This is a genomic window from uncultured Pelagimonas sp., assembly GCF_947498515.1.
Lineage (GTDB): Bacteria > Pseudomonadota > Alphaproteobacteria > Rhodobacterales > Rhodobacteraceae > Pelagimonas.
Genome location: NZ_CANMKO010000002.1, coordinates 542,182 through 562,953 on the forward strand (window position 1 = coordinate 542,182; position 20,772 = coordinate 562,953).

General features: G+C 56.5%; 20 protein-coding genes. 12 read left to right on the top strand and 8 right to left on the bottom strand.

The features are described 5' to 3' along the window. Nucleotides 1-67: 67 nt before the first annotated feature. From Q1A43_RS06085 to Q1A43_RS06095, 3 genes are all read left to right on the top strand, one after another. A complete protein-coding gene (locus Q1A43_RS06085; RefSeq protein ID WP_299927933.1) occupies nt 68-490 on the top strand; it encodes a hypothetical protein in 423 nt (140 codons plus the stop codon). After that, nucleotides 487-1,389, top strand: coding sequence for a DMT family transporter (locus Q1A43_RS06090; protein WP_299933437.1), 903 nt, complete (start codon nt 487-489; stop codon nt 1,387-1,389). Before Q1A43_RS06085 ends, Q1A43_RS06090 begins: the two co-directional genes overlap by 4 nt. Before the next feature lie 69 nt (nt 1,390-1,458). Further along, entirely contained in the window at nt 1,459-2,025 is a 567-nt protein-coding gene (locus Q1A43_RS06095; protein ID WP_299933439.1) for a hemerythrin domain-containing protein, read from the top strand. 101 nt (nt 2,026-2,126) lie between these two features. On the opposite strand, the gene glyS is transcribed toward Q1A43_RS06095, so the two are convergent. Genes glyS through Q1A43_RS06110 form a run of 3 tightly spaced genes read right to left on the bottom strand, consistent with a single transcriptional unit; the run spans nt 2,127 to nt 5,842 of the window. Then, entirely contained in the window at nt 2,127-4,373 is a 2,247-nt protein-coding gene (gene glyS / locus Q1A43_RS06100) for a glycine--tRNA ligase subunit beta (protein ID WP_299933441.1), read from the bottom strand. A gap of 3 nt (nt 4,374-4,376) precedes the next feature. After that, entirely contained in the window at nt 4,377-4,904 is a 528-nt protein-coding gene (locus tag Q1A43_RS06105) for a DUF6446 family protein (protein ID WP_299927943.1), read from the bottom strand. Continuing rightward, complete coding sequence (locus tag Q1A43_RS06110) at nt 4,901-5,842, bottom strand: glycine--tRNA ligase subunit alpha (protein WP_299927946.1); 942 nt, start codon at nt 5,840-5,842, stop codon at nt 4,901-4,903. The genes Q1A43_RS06105 and Q1A43_RS06110 overlap by 4 nt, the downstream gene beginning before the upstream one ends. 177 nt (nt 5,843-6,019) lie before the next feature. Here Q1A43_RS06110 and Q1A43_RS06115 point away from each other — a divergent pair, with 177 nt between their 5' ends. The 6 genes from Q1A43_RS06115 (at nt 6,020) to glmM (ending at nt 14,777) form a co-directional block, all read left to right on the top strand. After that, a complete protein-coding gene (locus Q1A43_RS06115) occupies nt 6,020-7,831 on the top strand; it encodes a trypsin-like peptidase domain-containing protein (protein WP_299933443.1) in 1,812 nt (603 codons plus the stop codon). Nucleotides 7,832-8,070: 239 nt separating this feature from the next. Then, nucleotides 8,071-10,563: a putative PEP-binding protein gene (locus tag Q1A43_RS06120; protein WP_299933527.1), complete on the top strand. Its 2,493-nt coding sequence runs from the start codon at nt 8,071-8,073 to the stop codon at nt 10,561-10,563. 123 nt (nt 10,564-10,686) lie between these two features. Next, nucleotides 10,687-11,331 (top strand): cell wall hydrolase, encoded by a 645-nt coding sequence (locus Q1A43_RS06125; RefSeq protein WP_299933445.1) that lies wholly within the window; start codon nt 10,687-10,689, stop codon nt 11,329-11,331. A 100-nt stretch (nt 11,332-11,431) separates the two neighbouring features. Further along, nucleotides 11,432-12,370 carry a dihydroneopterin aldolase gene (locus tag Q1A43_RS06130; RefSeq protein WP_299927955.1) on the top strand — a complete coding sequence of 313 codons (939 nt, stop codon included), beginning with the start codon at nt 11,432-11,434 and terminating at the stop codon, nt 12,368-12,370. A gap of 51 nt (nt 12,371-12,421) precedes the next feature. Further along, nucleotides 12,422-13,444: a dihydropteroate synthase gene (gene folP / locus Q1A43_RS06135; RefSeq protein WP_299927958.1), complete on the top strand. Its 1,023-nt coding sequence runs from the start codon at nt 12,422-12,424 to the stop codon at nt 13,442-13,444. Beyond that, a complete protein-coding gene (gene glmM / locus Q1A43_RS06140) occupies nt 13,434-14,777 on the top strand; it encodes a phosphoglucosamine mutase (RefSeq protein WP_299927961.1) in 1,344 nt (447 codons plus the stop codon). The genes folP and glmM overlap by 11 nt, the downstream gene beginning before the upstream one ends. Before the next feature lie 47 nt (nt 14,778-14,824). Here glmM and Q1A43_RS06145 read toward each other — a convergent pair whose 3' ends face one another. From Q1A43_RS06145 to Q1A43_RS06165, 5 genes are all read right to left on the bottom strand, one after another. Then, a complete protein-coding gene (locus Q1A43_RS06145) occupies nt 14,825-15,337 on the bottom strand; it encodes a DUF2937 family protein (RefSeq protein ID WP_299933447.1) in 513 nt (170 codons plus the stop codon). Between the two features lie 10 nt (nt 15,338-15,347). Next, nucleotides 15,348-15,815 carry a hypothetical protein gene (locus Q1A43_RS06150; protein ID WP_299933449.1) on the bottom strand — a complete coding sequence of 156 codons (468 nt, stop codon included), beginning with the start codon at nt 15,813-15,815 and terminating at the stop codon, nt 15,348-15,350. Nucleotides 15,816-15,959: 144 nt separating this feature from the next. Then, a complete protein-coding gene (proS, locus tag Q1A43_RS06155) occupies nt 15,960-17,303 on the bottom strand; it encodes a proline--tRNA ligase (RefSeq protein WP_299933451.1) in 1,344 nt (447 codons plus the stop codon). A 71-nt stretch (nt 17,304-17,374) separates the two neighbouring features. Next, complete coding sequence (locus Q1A43_RS06160) at nt 17,375-17,821, bottom strand: nuclear transport factor 2 family protein (protein WP_299933453.1); 447 nt, start codon at nt 17,819-17,821, stop codon at nt 17,375-17,377. Nucleotides 17,822-17,875: 54 nt separating this feature from the next. Then, complete coding sequence (locus tag Q1A43_RS06165) at nt 17,876-18,259, bottom strand: hypothetical protein (protein WP_299933455.1); 384 nt, start codon at nt 18,257-18,259, stop codon at nt 17,876-17,878. 78 nt (nt 18,260-18,337) lie between these two features. On the opposite strand from Q1A43_RS06165, the gene Q1A43_RS06170 reads away from it, so the two are divergent. The 3 genes from Q1A43_RS06170 to Q1A43_RS06180 are packed head-to-tail and all read left to right on the top strand — an operon-like array spanning nt 18,338 to nt 20,703. Beyond that, the gene (locus tag Q1A43_RS06170; RefSeq protein ID WP_299933457.1) at nt 18,338-18,892 is read left to right on the top strand and encodes a TetR/AcrR family transcriptional regulator; all 555 of its coding nucleotides are present in this window, start codon (nt 18,338-18,340) and stop codon (nt 18,890-18,892) included. Nucleotides 18,893-18,946: 54 nt separating this feature from the next. Beyond that, on the top strand, nt 18,947-20,014 hold the full coding sequence (locus tag Q1A43_RS06175) for an AI-2E family transporter (protein ID WP_299933459.1): 1,068 nt from the start codon (nt 18,947-18,949) through the stop codon (nt 20,012-20,014). Continuing rightward, nucleotides 20,014-20,703 carry a chromosomal replication initiator DnaA gene (locus Q1A43_RS06180; RefSeq protein WP_299933461.1) on the top strand — a complete coding sequence of 230 codons (690 nt, stop codon included), beginning with the start codon at nt 20,014-20,016 and terminating at the stop codon, nt 20,701-20,703. Before Q1A43_RS06175 ends, Q1A43_RS06180 begins: the two co-directional genes overlap by 1 nt. Nucleotides 20,704-20,772 lie beyond the last annotated feature (69 nt).

Consider the following 20,772-nt stretch of genomic DNA (forward strand, 5'->3'; position numbering starts at 1 on the left):
TTTTTGAGGTGGTGCGATGTATACAGATCGAGAACGGCGAGCGGATGAGCTTGAAAAACGTATCAAGATGTCCATCTGGATCGTCTTCCCTATTCTCTTTCTGAGCGCTTTCTACTTCTTGGTGCAGTACTCCAGTTTTATCCGTAAGTGCGCCAATACAGACATCCCACCCACTGAACGCTTGGAATTTTGTGATCGTGCGGAGCGCAGAGCGAAGGTTGTTTTCTATTTTTCCCCCGCCGAAGCCCGCAAAGAACCCGGAGGTAAAAACGGCCTCTTAAGATCCCGTGCGATTGCACATGCAGAGCTTGGGGATAGCGAGGAAGCCATGGCGCTTTTCAAGATATCCATCGCGCTCTGGCCAAAAGAAATTCAAGAACTAAGGCGGCCGCACAAAATAGTGTTCAACATGATGGAACGTAAAACAATTCCACAGGTCGCTCAGACCATTTGGCTTGCCGCTCTAACCAAACACTTAGAGGCCCCATGACCGACACCGCGACACGCACCGACTGGCTGTCTATCTGCATTCTCGCCCTCGTTTGGGGCAGTGCATTTATGTTCATGTCGGTGGCACTAGAAGGCTATGGGCCCATCACCGTTGCAACCGCGCGCACCGCCCTTGGGGCTTTGGTGTTGCTGATTGCGATGCCCTTTGCCGGTCAGGGCCTTCCGGACCCGCAACCCGGCCTTTGGCGTTCGATCATCATTCTGGGCCTACTAACCACCGCCGTACCGTTTTTGTTTCTGAGCTGGGGGTTGCAACATGTCCCGTCAAGCTTCGGCGGCTTGGCCATGGCCACGATCCCCTTGATGGTTTTGGTTTTGGCGCATTTCTGGGGTGATGAGCGGATGATCCCACGGCGGGCGGCGGGTGTTGCCGTTGGCTTTTGCGGCGCTTTGATCCTTATCGGGCCGGGCTTGTTGGAGCTTGGTCAATCCACCGCCCCCTTGGCGCAACTCGCCTGTTTGGCGGCGGCGTTTTGTTACTCGGTGTCGTCGGTCCTCACCCGCAAATGCCCGCCAATCGCTCCGCTTACGTTGACCGCCCTGACCATGACGGTTGGCGCGGTTGTGTTGATCCCCTTGATGCTGTGGGTCGAAGGCGTTCCCGATTGGCAAGGCATCCGCCCCGGCGGCGCGATCTTGATGCTCGGCCTAATGCAAACCGCTGCGATGAACCTTTTGCGTATCCGGGTTATCCAAAGCGCGGGGTCGGTGTTTATGACATTGGTCAATTATCAGGTGCCGATCTGGGCGATGATCTATGGCGCTTGGCTCTTGGGCGAAGACCTCCCCGTTAGGTTCTACATCGCGCTTGTGATGATTTTGGCCGGTCTTGCCCTTGGGCAATGGCGCGCCTTGATGGGTTTATTGCGCCTGCGCTGAGCACCTACGCGCCATCGCTGTGCGCCCAGCGACGTTTGTTATGTTATAACGAACACCTATCTGGATGCCATGACCCAATATGACATCACCACACGGCAGGGCCTGCCCGATGAGATGCAGGCTTTGCTGCGGATATTGCCACGCGATGGCTGGCAAGAGCATCCGAATTTCGCACGCTCCATTCAAAACTGGATGGGAGCCCACCAAATGTTTCGCGGGCTGACGGGGCAAATCTTGCAAGACACCCAAGATTACTTGGAGCACGCGCTAGAAGATCGCACCTATGCGGCGCGGTTGGCGCATTTCGGCAACCTTTTGTTCAACAATCTGCATGGCCATCATACTTGGGAGGATCGTGCGTTCTTTCCAGAGTTGGAGGCCGCCGATCCCCGCTTTGCCCGCGGGCTTGAAATGCTAGAAGCGGATCACGATGCTTTGGATGGGCTTTTGGATCAGTTCAATCGCACCGGAACCCGGATCGTGCAGCTTGCGACGCTAGAACCCGCACAGATGCATGATGAGGCCGGAAAGCTTAGGGAAACCGTTGACGGGATCGGCGGCTTTTTGAACCGCCATCTGTCGGATGAAGAGGATTTGGCGGTGCCGATCCTGTTACATCACGCAATGCGTGGGTAAACGCCTCCAAAACACCAAAGGGCGGGGAAAAACCCCACCCTTTCAAAAATCCGTAGGGTGGGGTTTTACCCCACCAGCCCTAGAAAACCCCGAGCCGTGTTTTACCCTTCAAGCTTTGTCATGTCCGCAACCTGCGAACAAATCGTGCGGATGCGCGACAAGAGATTCAAACGGTTGCGGCGCACGATGGCGTTGTCTGAATTGACCTGAACAGCTTCAAAAAACGCGTCAATCGGCGCACGAAGCGAGGCCATGGCCTCCATCGCAGCGGCGTAATCCTCGGCCTGCATGGCGGGTGAAATCTTCGCCTCGGCGGCGTCCAGCGCGGCAAACAGAGCCTTTTCACTGTCTTCCTCAGCAAATTTCACATCTGCGCCGTAAGAGTATTCAACCCCATCCTTGCCCTCAGCTTGAGACAGGATGTTGTTGGCGCGCTTGAACCCTTGGACAAGGTTTTCGCCATCATCCGTCTTCAGGAACGCGGCCAAGGCTTTGGCACGCGAAACCAGCAAGTGCAGGTCATCGCCGCCTTCCATCGCCAGACAGGCATCAATCACATCGTGGCGAATGCCTTCGTCGCGCAGGTGAACCTTGAGACGGTCATGGAAGAAGGCCAGCAAATCGGTCGACAGATCGGGCACTTTGTCACCAACGGTGCGCAAAACGGTGCCTTCTTCGGCCTCGGCCCCTTCGCCTTTGACGCGGTCCAGAATGGTGCGCAAGGCGGCCCCAAAGACACCATGGTCAGCAATTTCATCGACCAGTGAATCCAACGCCTCAAGATCAGCATCATCAGCGCCATTTTGGATATGGCGTTCGTGACGCACCAGTTGCGCATCAATAAAGCGGTCGAGATGTAGTCGGGCATCATTGCTTAGAACCAAGCGGATCACGCCCAGCGCGGCGCGGCGCAACGCATAGGGGTCTTTCGATCCCGTTGGTTTTTCGTCTATGGCCCAGAAACCGGTAAGAGTATCAAGTTTATCCGCCAATGAGACAGCTACCGAAACAGGGGCAGATGGCACATCATCCGACGGGCCAAGCGGCGAATAATGCTCTTCGCAGGCATTGGCGACCTCATCCGGGAGGCCAGCAGCCTTGGCATAGTAGCGCCCCATAAGCCCTTGAAGTTCAGGAAATTCATAGACCATCTCAGAGCTGAGATCGGCCTTGGCAACGCGCGCCGCCTGTTCCGCTAGATCCGCATCGGCCCCAACCATCGGGGCAAGCGCGCGGGCCAATTTGGCGATGCGATCAATGCGGGCCGATTGTGAGCCCAGCTCGCGGTGGAAGGTCACGTTGGACAAACGGTCCGTCCAGGCCCCAAGCCCTTCACGCTTGGCAACGCGCAGGTCGTTTTCCCAGAAGAATTTCGCATCCGCCAAACGCGCCGCCAAAACCTTTTGGTTCCCGGCAAGGATCGTCGCGCCATTGTCGGCGGTTTCGATGTTGGACACGGTGATCCATTTTTCGATGCGCTCGGTCTTGGGGTTGCGCACCGAGAAAAACTTTTGGTGCTCTTTCATTGACGTCTGGAGCACCTCTGGCGGCAGCTCCAAAAACTCGTCATCAATGTCGCCCATCAACACAACCGGCCATTCGACCAAACCGGCGACTTCGCGCAAAAGACCCTTGTCTTCAACAACTTCAAGGCCCAGCGCAAAGGCGGCATTGGTGGCGTCATTCCAGATCGCATCGGCGCGTTCATCGGCAGACAGCACAACAAAGTTGCGCTTGAGACGGGTTTCGTAATCTTCAAACGAGGTGACCTCAAAAGGGTCACCGCCCATGAAACGGTGCCCTTGGGTGGTTTGCCCCGCCTTGATGCCATCAACGTCAAGCGGCACGACCTCGGCCCCCGCCTCATCGACCAAGATGCACAGGATCGAATGCAATGGGCGCACCCAGCGCAGCGTGCCCGACCCCCAACGCATGGATTTCGGCCATGGAAAAGTGCGGATGGTTTTTTCCAAAACCTCGGCGACAATCTCGGCCGCCGGGCGGCCCTCGGTCACCACGGTTGCGTAGTAGAAGCTACCTTTTTTGTCCTCGCGCTCTTCGAGCTGATCACGGGTGACGCCTGCGCCACGCATAAACCCTTCGAGTGCTTTGTCCGGCGCACCAACCTTGGGGCCGCGACGCTCTTCGCGTAGCGTGGGCGACTGGGCCAACAGCCCATCAAGCGCCAAGGTCAACCGGCGCGGCGTCGAAAAGGCCCGTGCCCCCGCATAGGTCAAACCGGCCTCGACCAGTCCGTCGGTCACCAGTTTCTGCAAATCCGACGCGGCCTTGCCTTGCATACGCGCGGGGATTTCTTCGGAAAACAGTTCGATCAGCAAATCGGGCATCGGTTAGTCCTCATCTCGGGGCGGGCAATCTTTGCCCAGTGGCGAGCCGTCATAGGCTTTGTCACCACATTGATTAATCTCGTGCCAGACATAGCCGCGCCCATCATCGGTGATGGCAACCACACGGTCGATGCCCCATTCAAAATTGCGCTGTCCGGTAAAGACCAGCGCGGTACCGGCTTCGATCTCGGCCCCAATGGCGGCGGCATCAAAACAGTCAAACCAATCGGGTGCGTTTTTCGGAGCCGCGCCTTCGTAGTTTTCATAGGTTTCGGTCAGCATCGGAAACGACATCGGCGTGGTGAAACAGGCGCGATAGCGAATAGGCGAGCTTTCGGCGTCGATGGCTTTGAAATCTTCGTACAGGATGGGTTCGGGTTCGCCCGAGGCCATGACCGTCATTTGCACGTCGCTTGTGCCGCTGGCCTTCACTTCGTCGTAGTAGTGATAGACCTGCATATAGTAGACAACCGCGCCGAAAATCAAAGCACTCACAACAATACCCCCACCGATCAATTTGCCTGCGTTCACGCCGCATGCCCCCCCGAAAAACCACCGGCTTCGGTCAGCACAAAGGCGTCGGCGCACATTTTGGTGAGCGCCCGAACACGGCCAATATAGGCCTGACGTTCGGTGACCGAGATCACGCCACGCGCATCGAGCAGGTTGAAGATGTGGGACGCTTTGATCGCCTGATCATAGGCCGGATGCACCATGATGATGCGCTTGCCGGTTTTGGGATCATCATGTTCTTGGGCGATGATGTTGGCGCATTCGGCCTCGGCCTCTTCAAAGTGGCGCAGCAACACATCGGTGTCGGCCACATCAAAGTTCCAGCGCGAATATTCCTGTTCGGTCTGTTTGAACACATCGCCGTAGGTCAGTGGGCTTGGTGATTGTGGATCGTTGAACGGCATGTCCATGACATGATCAACGCCAAGAACATACATCGCCAAACGTTCCAACCCATAGGTCAGCTCACCCGAGACCGGTGTGCAATCATGACCGCCGACCTGTTGGAAATAGGTGAACTGGCTGACTTCCATACCGTCACACCAGACTTCCCAGCCAAGACCCCAAGCGCCGAGCGTTGGGCTTTCCCAATCGTCTTCGACAAAGCGCACATCGTGCAGCGCCATATCGATGCCGATTGCCTTGAGCGAACCAAGGTAAAGCGCCTGCAAATCAGGTGGGCTTGGTTTGATGATCACCTGATACTGGTAATAATGCTGTAGGCGGTTCGGATTCTCACCGTAGCGGCCATCGGTTGGGCGACGTGACGGTTGCACGTAGGCTGCGGTCCAAGCCTTGGTACCGAGCGAGCGCAAAGTGGTCGCAGGATGAAAGGTCCCTGCCCCGACTTCCATGTCGTAAGGTTGCAGAATCGCACAACCTTTTGACGCCCAGTAGGTTTGGAGGCGCAGGATGATCTCCTGAAAGCTTCTTGGTTTGGGCAAAGTCTCGGCCATCACATCATTCCCGGTCTCTAGGAGCGTCCATACGTGCCGCCTGATTAGGCGCGCTGGCGGCTGGGGTCAACTCTGGGTCAAGGATACATGCCACTTTTGACGTGCAACCGGGCAAGCTTCTGCTAAGAATGCCTAAATGGACAGGACAATGATTGTGACCCGGGGTCGAAATTGCGAATGAAGAAAAGTTTGATTGGTGGGCTGGCGGCGCTGATGCTGACAGCGGGCGTGGCGTTTGCTCAGGAAGATGCCGTCTTTATCCAGATCGAAGCGCGCACCTCCTTGAACGGTGCCCAACAAAGCGTGAATGAATATGCCGGGTCGCTATCGGATGTGAATGGCTTCTCTCTTGGTGGTGGCTGGTATGGCGTGGCCCTCGGCCCCTATAGCCGCGATCAGGCGCAATCGGTTTTGCAAAACCTTCAGCGTCGCGGACTGATCCCTAGTGACGCCTACATCGAAGTGCCACGCGCCTATGCACGGCAGTTCTGGCCGGTTGGGGCGCAAGTGTTGTCTGACCTCAACCCGCGCCCGTCACCAACGGTTGCCGAACCAACACCAGAGCCCGCCGCCCCAACCGTAGAAGCGGAACCCGTCGCGCCAGTGGCCCCCACGGCACAAGCAGACGCGGCTCCTGAACCTGTCGTTGAGCCTGAGATCGTCGAGGAAACTCCGCGTCAGGCCCGCGCCAGCGAAGCCAAACTGACACGAGACGAGCGCAAAGACCTTCAGATCGCGATGAAATGGGCCGGCGTCTATTCCGCAGCCATTGATGGGGCCTATGGCCGGGGAACCCGCCGCGCCATGGGCGACTGGCAGGTTCAGAACGGTTATGAAAAAACCGGTATTCTGACCACGTTGCAGCGCGCCGAATTGCTCCGTCAATATAACGCCATTCTCGACGGCATGGGCATGGCCGAATTTAACGACCCGCGCGCGGGTATTTCTATGCAGCTCCCCTTGGGGGCCGTCGCCTTTGATCGCTACGAAGCGCCCTTTGCGCTTTTGGACGGCACTGGTGTTGTTGAGGGCGCGCAGGTTTTGCTGATTAGCCAACCGGGGGATCGCAAAACCATGAATGGTCTCTATGAGATCATGCAAACGCTTGAAATCGTGCCGCTGGATGGCACCCGCAAGCGGGACAAAAACGGCTTTTTGCTAACGGGTGAAAACGCCCGGATCACCAGTCACACCGAAGTTGGCCTTAGAAATGGTGAGATCAAAGGCTTTACGCTGATCTGGCCAACCGGTGACGAAGAACGTCGCGCCCGTGTGCTTGGCCTTATGCAAGACAGCTGGGAACGCACCGCAGGCGTGTTGGATCCGGCCGCCGTCACCGATGCCGGTCAGGCGGTTGATCTCGTTTCAGGCCTCAAGGTGCGTACACCGCGCGAAAACGCTTCGGGCTTTTTCGTCGACAATCGTGGCAGTGTTTTGACCAGTGCGGCGACCGTGGCGGGATGTTCGCGTGTCACCTTGGATGGCGTGTTTGACGCCAAGGTTATCGCCAGCGATGACACATTGGGTGTGGCGGTTCTACGCCCGGCCCAAAGCTTGGCCCCACGCCGCGTGGCCTCATTCCGAACAGACACCCCACGCTTGCAATCGGAAATCGCCGTTGCGGGCTATAGTTTTGGTGGTCGCCTAAGCGCCCCGACGCTAACCTTTGGCACCTTGGAAGACCTGCAAGGCTTAGCAGGAGAAGATGAGCTCGTTCGTCTGGCGTTGGCCGCTTTGCCCGGTGACGCCGGTGGGCCGGTCTTTGACTCCGGAGGGCTTGTTGTTGGCATCATGCAAACCAAGGGTGATACCGGCAATCGCCGCCTTCCCGAAGACGTCAGCTTTGCCGCCAAGACTAGCGAATTACTGACCTTCCTCAACAGCAGCGGCGTGCGTGCCGTGTCCAATAGGGGAGCCAGCATTATGGCCCCCGAGGATTTGACCGCGCTGGCCGCAGATACAACTGTATTGGTGAGCTGTTGGGAGTGACCCGCGAAACAAAAGAACGGGCGGCTTAAAACAAGCCGCCCGTTCTTTGTTTGTTAGGCATAATTACGGTATGAGACGTCAAATGCCGACCGCGTCGCCCCCTGCGACGTTAACGTTTCGCTAAACCCGCTTGCCAGAGCGCACAGCCTCCTTATGCTGCCCGGCAAGAAAAAGGTGCCGCAGTGCAGAAACCAGACGACCAAAACTCCGATGTGACCCTAATCACCGCTAACGCGCCCATGGCGACGCCGACACACGGAGGGCGTGCCAAATGCCTTCAGCGACTGGTGCGACTTGATTTGCCGGTGCCACGCACCGTGTCCTTGTCGTTCAACATGGTGCATAAAATCGCTGGTGGTGACATGCCGGATATGCAGGCCCTGGTGAAAACCTTTGGGGACGGCGCGTTGCTTTGCGTGCGACCTTCTTCCGAAGACCCCGATTGGGGCGGACCCGGCGCGATTTTGAACATCGGCATGAATGACGCCCGCATGGCCGACCTGTCCGAGAGCCTTGGTGCAAACGCCGCCGCAGAGCTCTATTTCCGGTTTGTCCAAAGCTTTGCGATCCACGTAGCCCGGCTTGACCCCGACATGTTCGAAGAGATCGAAGCCACGGGGGCGGATGGCTTATGTGAAGCCCTGCGCGCCTATGAGGATGAGGCCGAAGAGCCCTTCCCTCAAAATCCAGCGGTACAGCTTTCTGAGGTGTTGCGGTCGATGGCCCGCGCATGGGAAGGCACAACCGCGCGATTGCTCAGACAAGCCAAGGGCGCGCCGCTTGATGCGGGCTTGGGCCTTGTTGTGCAAGAGATGGCATTGGGCCTTGGTCAGGGGGAATGCGGATCGGGCGTGTTGCAGTTGGCCAATTCCGAAACCGGATTGCCACAGGTCACGGGCCGTTATCTGAGCCAAAGCCAAGGGCGCGAAGCGCTGCAACTGGAAAGCGAAAGCCTGTACCTCGTCCGCGACCCGCGTGGCCCCTCTCTTGAGGAAGCAGAACCCGAGATTTTCGCGCGTCTGCAAGAGCACGCAGACCTGATGCGCGACAAGCTGCGCGAAGAAATGCAGATCGAATTTACGCTTGTCGGCGGTGAGGTGCATATTCTCGATGGTGTGCGTGTTCAACGTTCCCCACGGGCGGCGGTCCGCATTGCGGTCCGCTTGGCCGAAGACGGGATTATCCCGCGCCAAGAAGCGGTGATGCGTATCGAGCCACGCGCCATTTCGGAATTGCTGCACCGTCAGATCGCCCCGGATGCGCCACGTGATGTGATCGGGGCCGGTATCGCCGCCTCTCCCGGTGCGGCCACCGGTCGGATCGTCTTTTCCGCCGCCGAGGCGCAGGCAAGCCATGCACGCAACGAGCCTTGCATTCTGGTACGCCGCGAAACATCCCCCGAAGATATTCGTGGTATGCATGCAGCGGCCGGCGTTTTGACCGAACGGGGCGGTATGACAAGCCACGCCGCCGTTATTGGGCGCGGCCTTGGCACCCCTTGTGTGGTTGGCGCGGCGCGCATGAAGCTCAACCAAAAGCGCAAAACCATCACCGGGGCAAATGGCAAAGTGTTTCGCGAAGGCGATACCATCACCCTTGATGGCACCAATGGTCAAATCCTTGCCGGGGCACCGGCAACGGTTGAGGCCACATTGGACGACGCGTTTCAGACATTGATGACATGGGCCGATGCCGAACGTGACATTTCCATTCGCGCCAATGCCGATACGCCAGCCGATGCCGCCACCGCCCGCAATTTTGCGGCCCAGGGCATTGGGCTGTGCCGGACCGAGCACATGTTCTTTGAGGCGGATCGCATCACGCCCATGCGCGAGATGATCTTTGCCGACACGCCCGAAGACCGACAAGCGGCTTTGGCGATTTTGTTGCCGATGCAGCGCGCTGACTTTTCAGAGCTCTTCCGGATCATGGAAGGTTTGCCGGTTGTCATCCGCCTCTTTGATCCGCCCTTGCACGAGTTCCTGCCGTCAGATCGGGCCGGATTGCGGGATTTGGCCGAAGCGCTCGATCTACCTGTGTCCGATGTGACACGGCGCGTAGAAGCTTTGGGGGAATACAACCCAATGTTGGGTTTGCGCGGTGTGCGCTTGGGAATCACTTTGCCCGAGATTTATGACATGCAAGCGCGGGCAATTTTCGAAGCAACGCTGGATACATCCGCCGTTGGCGAACCAGTCGTTCCAGAAATTATGTTGCCGCTGGTGTCCGCAAAACGTGAAGTTGAACTTGTTCGTTCGCGGATTGACGCGGTCGCCGCATCGGTTCGTGCCGAGCGTGGTGAAGACTTCACCTATCACCTTGGCGTGATGGTGGAAACGCCGCGTGCCTGTTTGCGTGCCGGCGACATCGTTCCGCACTCCCACTTTTTATCATTCGGAACCAACGACTTGACCCAGATGACCTATGGATTGTCCCGCGATGACGCCGGGCGGTTCATGTCAGATTATGTGCAACAAGGTGTCTTTGCCGAAGACCCGTTCCATGTTCTTGACATCGAAGGCGTCGGCGAATTATTGGCCATTGGGGCGGAACGCGCGCGCATGGTTCAAAAGGATGTGACCCTATCGATCTGTGGTGAACACGGCGGCAACCCCGCCTCTATTGCCTTTTGCCGCGCCGTCGGTATGGACTATGTCAGTTGCTCGCCTTTCCGCGTTCCCGTCGCCCGGCTGGCAGCAGCACAATTAGCGATCACCGACAAAATCAGCTGATTTTTTAGGCAAGCACCCCTAAATCTGGCCGGGTTTACGCAATTTGCGTAATTTTGTATGTAAGCCGGGTTTGCGAGGGGGTGAGTCCCTTGCCAGGGAAGTTAACCAGAGTTGAGACAGTCGATGATCAGATGCTTGAGCCTTGTTGCTGCCATTGTTGGGGCCAGCGTTTTCGCCAGCCAACCTGCCTTTGCCGATAGCACCCATGGCAAAGCCAAACGCCTGATGTCGATGGAGCAGCGCGCGCTTAATAACGCCAATGCCGCCCACCTAACCAAACTCGTCACGGTTATCCCCCAAGCGACCCCGGCGTCTTTACCCGGTGGGTCAAATGTGCGGTACAACAAGATTTGGCTGGCATCGCAACCACGTGCCAACGGTGGTAGCGAATGGCGCTGTCTTTCCGAAGCTTTGTATTTTGAGGCCCGCGGTGAAACGGTCAAAGGGCAATTTGCCGTTGCCGAAGTGATCCTCAACCGCGTTGAAAGCAAGAAGTTTCCAAACTCGGTCTGCAGTGTGATCAATCAAGGGACCGGGCGCAAATACGCCTGTCAGTTCACCTATACCTGTGATGGCCGCCCCGAAAACATTCACGAACCCGCCTCATGGGAACGTGTTGGCAAAGTGGCTAAGGCTATGTTGGACGGTGCCCCGCGCCAGTTGACCAAAGGTGCCACCTACTACCACACCACCGCCGTGAGCCCGAATTGGTCACGTAAATTCGACCGCACTGCGAAAATTGGCGTTCACCTCTTCTACAAACCCTAACTGTGTCGCTGTCGCTGCTTTGGCTGCCGCCTCTGCTGGTTTCCTTTGCCGGGCGTTGCGCGTATACCGCGCGAACCTGACGCCTTTGGAGCCGTGAACGATGGCCAGTGAAACCCGCCTTGCCTTTGCCCACCCGTCTGAACGGGCCATTGCCACCGCCGGAGAAGAACCGCGCGACCGCATTAGCCTGCGTGACCATGTGGTCGACGTTGAAATTGGGGCCTTTCAAGACGAACGTGGCACAACCCAACGGGTGCGCTTTAATGTTGTCGTCGAAGTTCTTCCCTTCAAAGGGCATATCGACGACGATGTTGATCGCATCTTGTCCTACGACCGCGTCACCGAAGCGATTGCACATGAATTGGAAGCTGAACGGCTGAACCTTCTGGAAACGCTGGCGGAACGCATTGCTGAGCGAATTTTGTTTGAACCACAAGCGCTTCGCACCTTTGTCCGGATCGAAAAGATTGACCGTGGGCCCGGTGCGCTAGGGGTTGAAATCGTGCGGTCCAAACGCGACGTAGCAGACCATTTAGAAAGTCTGGCGGATGAAGTTGCCCAAGAACAGCCCCACCCGCGGGTTGTTTATCTCTCAAATGCCGCGATCCAAGATCCGCGTCTGCCGCAATGGATTGATGTTTTGGCAAAGCGCAAAGCGCCTTTAATCCTCTGTGTCGGATTGCCTGAAAACGCGCGGCCTCAATCCGGGCATGTGATGACCCAACGCCGGATCGACCTATTGGCGATTGAACAAAATGGGTGGTGTCTCGCCGCGCGTGATTTGCGTTGCAAAGTTGTTGCAACCCGGACCGAACTTGATTGGGCCATGAAGAACGATCAAATCTGTGTTTGGGCCCCGTCCAAAGTGGTTTTAGATTCCGTTCAAGGCCCTGAAATTCAACCAAAAGATGCCGTTGCCTTATCTGCATGGTTTGCCGGGGAGATCGATGCCTGTGAGATGGTTGTCATCGGCGAAGCTTTGCCCGAAGCGGCACCTGTCGCCATCCGCACCCTTGCCCCGGGCGACAGCTTGTTCTAGCGACTAGGCAAGGGACTTGCTAAGCTGGCAAGGATCAGTGACGGAAGTAGAATGAACGAGTATTACCGACCACTTGTCCGTTTTGACATCCCGCGTCCGTCCAATGCATTGGCGGTCGCCGGGGGATCGGGATGGTTCACCCACGCGGTTTTGCACCGACGAGACGATGACAGCCAAACCATCATTCATATTGATGACGTACCCGCCGAATGGCTTGCCAATATCAGCGCCCCACGGTCCAGTATCGCCGGGATAAGCATGGATCAACCGCGCTTGATGGGGATTTTGAACGTCACCCCAGATAGCTTTTCCGACGGTGGGCTTCATACCTCTCCGGCACGCGCTTTGCAGCGGGCCTCGCAAATGGTTGCGGACGGGGCGGACCTTTTTGACATTGGTGGCGAAAGCACCCGCCCCGGCGCGGAAGCCGTTCCCGCCGAAGCCGAGATTGCCCGGATTGAACCGGTCATTCGCGCCGTTCGCCATGAACACCCATTGCCGATTTCCGTTGATACCCGCAAATCAAGCGTTGCCGAAGCCGCCGTTCATGCCGGGGCCAGTATCATCAATGATGTGTCCGGGTTTACCTATGACCGGATGCTAGGGCGCTATTGCGCCGATCAGAACCTGCCGGTTTGTATCATGCATGCCCAAGGTGAACCGCATGCCATGCAGATTGACCCTAGCTATGACTGCGTCCTTTTGGACGTGTTTGATTTTCTAAACGCCCAGATTTCTATGCTGGCCGAACTTGGGATTTCTCGCGATCAAATCATCGTTGATCCGGGCATTGGTTTTGGCAAAAGCCTTCAGCACAACCTTGCTTTGATCAATGGCATCTCTTTGTTTCATGCATTGGGTTGCCCGATCTTGCTTGGGGCGTCACGCAAAGGCTTCATTCGCAAGATCACTGGGGTTGTTCCAGCCTCCGCACGTATGCCCGGGTCCGTAGCCACGGCACTATTCGCTCTGAACCAAGGGGTCCAGATCCTCCGCGTCCACGACGTCGCTGAAACGGCACAAGCTGTTGATGTCTGGAAAGCCATTTGGAAGGGAGAACACTTTGACACGTAAGCTATTTGGTACCGATGGGGTGCGCGGCACTGCGAACAACTATCCCATGACCGCCGAAATGGCCTTGATGCTTGGGGCGGCTGTTGGGCGATACTTTCGCAACGAACGCGGTGGTGTGCACCGGGTTGTGATTGGCAAAGACACGCGCCTATCGGGCTATATGTTCGAAAACGCATTGACCGCTGGGCTGACATCGACGGGCATGAATGTCCTGCTTCTTGGCCCGGTTCCGACGCCTGCCGTTGGCCTTTTAACCCCCTCTATGCGGGCCGATTTGGGCATTATGATTTCGGCAAGCCACAACCCTGCGGTTGACAATGGTATCAAGTTTTTTGGGCCAGATGGATTCAAGCTCTCCGATACGGTTGAAGGCGAAATCGAAGCCTTGGTGACAGAGGGCGTGCGCCCTGCCCATCCCGAAAACATCGGTCGGGCCCGGCGGATTGATGACGGGCGATCGCGTTACCAAGAGCGGGTCAAAAGCACCCTGCCCTCGGGTCTTCGCCTAGACGGGATCAAGGTTGTGGTTGATTGCGCCAATGGCGCCGCCTATCGCACCGCACCGGAGATCCTCTGGGAGCTTGGCGCGACAGTGATCCCCTTGGGGGTCGAACCAAACGGCTTGAACATCAACGAAGGTTGCGGCTCTACCAAACCGCAAAAAGCGGCGGCGGCGGTGATCGAAAACGGCGCGGATGTCGGCATTTGCCTGGATGGCGACGCGGACCGGATCATCCTGATTGATGAAAAGGGCCAAATCGCAGACGGTGATCAAATCATGGCCCTGATGGCCGCACGTTGGGCCGCCGAAGAACGTTTGTCTGGCGGGGCTTTGGTGGCCACGGTCATGTCGAACCTTGGGCTTGAACGCTTCCTTGAAGCCAAAGGTTTGCGTTTGGAACGCACGCAAGTTGGCGACCGCTATGTTGTTGAAGCCATGCGTAAAAACGGCTGGAACCTTGGCGGTGAACAATCCGGCCATATCGTCATGACCGACTATGCCACGACGGGCGACGGGTTGATGGCAGGAATGCAATTCCTTGCGGAAATGGTGCGTAGTGGGCGTCCGGCTTCTGAGCTCACCCGCAATTTTGATCCGGTTCCACAGCTCTTGAAAAATGTGCGTTTCGGTGAAGGGCAAGCGCCTTTGGATGTCACATCGGTTCAAACCGCTATTTCCGAGGCCGAAGGCCTGCTTGCAGGGAAAGGCCGCCTGTTGATCCGCAAATCAGGAACAGAACCCCTAATCCGTGTTATGGCCGAATGCGAAGACCCCGGTCTTTTGGAGCAGGTCGTTGACGGGATTGTCGCCGAAGTAAAAGCGGTCGCGTAAGGTAAGCATGACCAAATTCCGTGCACGGAATTTGCTGCGCTCCCTAGCTAGGCCCGTCTCCGGAACACTCCGGTGACGGAATTCCAGAGGGCTTGCATCAGTGCAAACAAAGCGCTCATTCCGAGCCAACCACCCAAAAATCCGGTTCCCGCGAACACCGCGCCTTCAAAGGTGACCGGAATTGCAGGTTTGAAATCTTCGTAGGCGCGCGCCGCAACCCCTTGATCGGCCATATGCGCCCCCAAACGTGCGCGCATAAACGGCCCCGCCCCTTGCAACGAGGTCAACGCTGTCGACAGGGCTTGATACCGATTGACATGTGCTTGCATATTGCCGGCTTGGGTTTTGCTTAGGTCCCCTTCCTCAGACAGCGCCTGAATGTAGTCCGGCAATTCAAGCCCAGCCGATTGTGCATCGCGGTCATATTGATCGGTAATTATCCTCAACTCATCCACAGCCCCGCCCAAGCGCTGCATATATTGTTGAGAAAACTCCGGAAATTGCGACAATCCCGCCGCCCCCGTCAACCCTCCGGCCAAGGCCAGGCTTCGCAAAATCATACCAGCCCCTCTAGCACGGACCAAAACCCAAGGATTTCGCCAGCAGCCCAACCAGCGGGTCATAAGCCGCGCGGCTGTCTTCGGGATAAATAAACTCCAACGAGGCGCGGGCCTCTTCTCCTTCGCATGTCATGCCATTTTCGACCCTTAGGTAGAAAATCGACTGTCCAAAGTATCCGGACAAAACATACCATCCATTTCCACGTGCATCGTATGTCACAACGCCGCCAATCTCTTGATAATAATCACGCATTCCAGATTCATCACCTGTAATGTTCTCAATCCGCCAACCGCCCCAGACGCGAATTTCGGCCCCGTTCCTATCAACAAATCGCCGCCCATCGTCATTGCCGGGCGGCGGTTGAATGGCAAACCCCTGCGGAACCTGAGCAGAGACACCATATTTGCCGAAATTCCCTGCATTGGCCAATGTCGCAACGCCCATGAGGACCATCATCGCCATCATCAAAGCACGCATCTTCTTTGCCTCCGTTTTGGAGAGATCATGCCCGAGCCGGAAACAAGATGCAATTTTGCCGAGGTCGAAAACCAGCAATCAACAAAAAACCGCCGCCCCAACTTTGGGACGGCGGCTGTTCTCAGTATTTAAGGAAACAGGGGGTTAAACCGCTGATTTCCCATAGATCTGCGCGATCCGCTCGATTGCGGCTTCTGGCGGCATCTCTTCGCTCTCACCGGTGCGGCGCGAGGTCAGTTCGACCACGCCGTTTTTCAACCCGCGTGGGCCAACGGTGATCCGCCATGGCAAACCAATAAGGTCCATCGAGGCGAACTTGCCCCCGGCCCGCTCTTTGGTGTCGTCATAAAGCGGTTCAAGACCCATGGCGGTCAGTGATTTGTAGATCGCTTCACAGGCGGCATCGGCCGCGTCGTCGCCCGATTTCAGGTTTACGATCCCACAATGGAACGGGGTTACGCCTTCTGGCCAAATGATGCCTTTGTCGTCATGCGAGGCCTCGATGATCGCGCCCAAGAGACGGGACACACCAATACCATGCGAGCCCATATGAACAGGAACGGCCTTGCCGTCACTGTCTTGAACCGTAGCGCCCATGGCTTCGGAATATTTGGTGCCGAAGTAGAAAATCTGACCAACTTCGATGCCGCGCGCCGTGCGACGACGCTCCTCGGGGACGTCATCAAACAGAGCTTCGTCGTGGGTCTCGTCGGTGCGGGCGTATTTGGTGGTGAACTCTTCCAAAACGCCTTGGCACTGTGCCACGTCATCATAGTCAATGTCACGATCGCCAAAGGTCAGATCGGTTACGGCGCTGTCATAGAACACTTCGGACTCACCTGTTTCGGCAAGAACAAGGAATTCATGCGTATAATCGCCGCCAATAGGACCACCGTCGGCGCGCATAGGGATCGCTTGAAGACCCATGCGTTCATAGGTGCGCAGGTAGCTCACCAGATGACGGTTATAGGCGTGCAACGCATCCTCTTTGGTGAGGTCAAAGTTATAGCCGTCTTTCATATAGAATTCGCGACCACGCATCACGCCAAAGCGCGGGCGGATTTCATCGCGGAATTTCCACTGGACGTGATAGAGCGTCAAAGGCAAGTCCTTGTAGCTCGACACGTTGGAGCGGAAAATATCGGTGATCAGCTCTTCGTTGGTGGGACCATAAAGCATATCCCGGCCATGACGGTCATTGATGCGCAGCATCTCTTCGCCATAGTCATCATACCGCCCGCTTTCCTTCCAAAGGTCCGCCGATTGCAACGTTGGCATGAGCATTGGGATGTGACCCGCACGCTCTTGCTCTTCGTGCACGATATTCTCGATCTTTTTGAGAACCTTAAAGCCCAGCGGCAACCAGGAATAAATCCCGGCGCTGGACTGTTTGATCATCCCGGCCCGCAACATATAGCGGTGGCTGACGATCTGGGCCTCGGAAGGTGTTTCCTTGAGGACCGGTAGAAAATAGCGGGAAAGGCGCATCGTTATGTCCCTTGATACATGAGTCCAAGCGGTTTTGGGCTAAGCCGTGCCGCTTGGCAAGGGTGGGTTGTTTATTCCTTGTCTGGGGGGCCTGTTAGCGCCCGTGTATACCCGAGGCTATCAGGGATAGCATAAGAACTCCCTGTGACTTTCCAGCCGTCATCCAACCGGCGCATGTTGGAGAGAACCGGAAAAGGGCGCGACAAAAGCTGGTTGCCGTTCATGAGGCGGGTTTCATGGGTACACCGTAACTCTTCATCGGAGAGAACCTTCACTTCAAGGCAGGTGCGCACCAATTGGGTCACCCCCAGCTGCCTATGATAGCTGCGCACATCATCAAAAATGCCTTTCCATTCCGTATAGCTTGTAACCACACGCTTTTTCTCAAAGGTTTCGATAATCTGCGGAAGGGTAAAGCAGGCGCTAAAGGTTGCAAAGCAACCTTCCATAAGCGCCTCGCCTGTTGTTTCTAAAATCGTTTGCACCAAATGCTTGGCATCTAAATCAGGTCGTTCCATGAGGTCAGTATAAACGACCTGAACCGCTCAGTATCAAATTTTCCGTGATTATCCCTATAGTTGAGAAGAATTCCGCCGACCCTCAGCCCAACATGCGCCCGCCGGAAACCCCAGAAACAAAACCCATTGCGGCTGCGTTGCCAATTCGCCCATTTGTGTGACGCCATAATACAGGAAAAGCATGGCCCAGCCGAGTTGCAGCACAGATGTAAACACAAACAACGCCCTGTTGTTTTGAAACCCAAGCCAAAGATAGGCCAGCGCCACCAAGATCAACGCAACAGTCACCGCGTGCCAGAGTACTTGGGACATAGCGCGCAGGTCTGGCGTTGAAAGCTCCTGCATAAACGGCACAGCATATTGCGGCCCGCCCATAAAGACGTGAACAGCTACGATTCCAGCCATCAAGGCGCTTAGGGTGAGGTAGGTTTTTGACATTTTGAAAGCTCCATACGGTTGCGTATGGTTAAGGTGAACGCATACAGTGAGTCAATACGCACCCGTATGGTGAGGGCAATGACGCAAAAGAGACTGTCACAGGAAGACTGGCTGGCCGCCGGGTTTCGCACCCTGGCGCAAGGCGGACCCTCCGCCTTACGAGCCGAGGCAATTGCCCGCGACCTAAAGACAACGAAAGGGTCGTTCTATTGGCATTTCAAAGATTTAGGCGCATTTAAAACCGCGATGCTGGCGCTATGGAAACACCAGGCCACCGACGCGATCATCACCGATTTGCAAAACCTGCCTGCCGGTCAAGACCCACTGCTCACCCTCATTACAATTGCCAGTCACTCGCCCACCCGATTTGGCGGTGCCGCCGTGGAACCCGCGATTCGGGAATGGGCCAGAGCCGACCCAAACGCCGAGGCGGCTTTGGTCGAGGTGGACACCCAGCGGATCGCGTTTTTGCACGATCATCTACGAACGTCTGAACACGAAGACGCCACCAAGGCGCGGTTGTTCTATGCCGCGCATTTGGGTCTGGAACAGTTGGCACGCACCCGCGGCGACAGCGGAGAAGCAGAGAGGCAGCTGTTATTATCACTTTTGCGGCCTGATAAAGCGGGATGACCACTTGAAACGCCCCCGGTTCCACGCGATGTAGAGCGAGAACAAGGAGCACCCATGGCCCTGCCCGTTAAAGATCAGATTAAGTATTGGGGAATCGCAACAGCCATTTCCGCCTTGGTTTTATGGTTGCTTGGCGATGTCCTGCTTCCCTTTGTTATGGGCGGCGCAATCGCCTATTTCCTCGACCCGGTTGCAGACCGATTGGAACGCATGGGCCTGTCGCGCAACGCGGCGACTGCGGTGATCACCGTGATCAGTGTGGTGACATTCACGGTCATGTTGCTGGCGGTCATTCCAACTCTGGTGCAACAGGCGGTGTCATTGGCGCAAACGGCCCCGCAACTATTGACCGACCTGCAAACCTTTTTGAACGAACGGTTTCCATACCTGACCGATGACAGCGGCATCGTGCATGACACGCTTTTGAAAATCGGCCAGATCATTCAAGAAAAAGGCGCTCAGGTTCTCGGCACCCTATTCAACTCGGCCAAATCGGTTGTGGATCTTGCGATCTTGTTGCTCATCGCTCCGGTTGTTGCGGTGTATTTGTTGGTCGATTGGGACCGCATGATTGAGCGCATCGACTCCTTGCTGCCGCGTGACCATGTCGAAACCGTCCGGTTTCTGGCCCGCGAAATTGACGGCGTTTTGTCCGGGTTTGTGCGCGGGATGGGTTCGGTCTGTTTGATCCTTGGCGTTTACTACGCCTTTGGCTTATGGCTGGTCGGCTTGCAATTCGGACTGGTGGTTGGGGTCATTGCCGGCATTTTGACCTTTATCCCCTATGTTGGAGCGCTTGTCGGTGGGGCGTTGGCCATTGGGCTGGCCCTGTTCCAGTTCTGGGGCGATTGGCCCTCTATCATCGCGGTCTGGGCAATTTTCCAATCGGGTCAGTTGATCGAAGGCAACGTGCTTACCCCGCGCCTTGTTGGCTCATCCGTTGGTTTGCACCCGGTTTGGCTTTTGTTGGCGCTATCTGTTTTTGGATCTTTGTTTGGATTTGTGGGCATGTTGGTCGCGGTTCCGGTCGCAGCCGCAATTGGGGTCTTGGCGCGCTTTGCTTTGTCACAGTATAAGGGCAGCCTTCTCTATCGCGGTCAGGCGGAAAACAAGGAATCATAATGTTGGTCGAGCAATTGCAGATCCCCCTGCCCGTTCTGACGGCGCTGGGAAGAGAAGACTTTTTTGTCAGCGAATCCAACGCCATGGCTGTGGCCTTGGTTGAAGGTTGGGAAAACTGGCCGTCACGCAAGATGGTGCTAAACGGCCCGGCCGGATCGGGGAAGACCCATCTCGCCCATGTTTGGGCAAAAATGTCCGGCGCACGGATCGTTGCCGCTCAGGGGTTGGAATATGCCGACATCCCCGATTTGGCAGACGGGTCGATTTGTGTGGAAAACGTCGATCAGATCGCCGGGAATATGCGTGCCGAAGAGGCCCTGTTTCATCTGCACAATTTGGTCTTGGCTCAGGGTCATTCCTTACTGCTCACGGGAACGGCGGCCCCTAATCTGTGGAACATGAACCTTCCTGATTTGCAAAGCCGCATCATGGCCGCGCAATCCGCCGCACTTAGCGGGCCGGATGATATGTTGCTCTCGGCGCTGCTTGTGAAACAGTTTGACGATCGCCAGATTGTTCCCGCCAGCGACGTCATCCCCTATTTGCTACGCCAAATGCCGCGCAGCTACCATGCCGCCCGCACAATAGTGGATCGGCTGGACCGGGCGTCGCTCACGCGCCCCTCTGGTGTGAACCGTCCGCTTGCGATCCAAATCCTTGCTGAAATGGAAGACAGTTCCGAAGCTTAAACACGGCAACATAGCGCGCAAAGAGCTTTAGGGCTTGAGTGATTGATACATGTCATTAAAGCTTTGCAG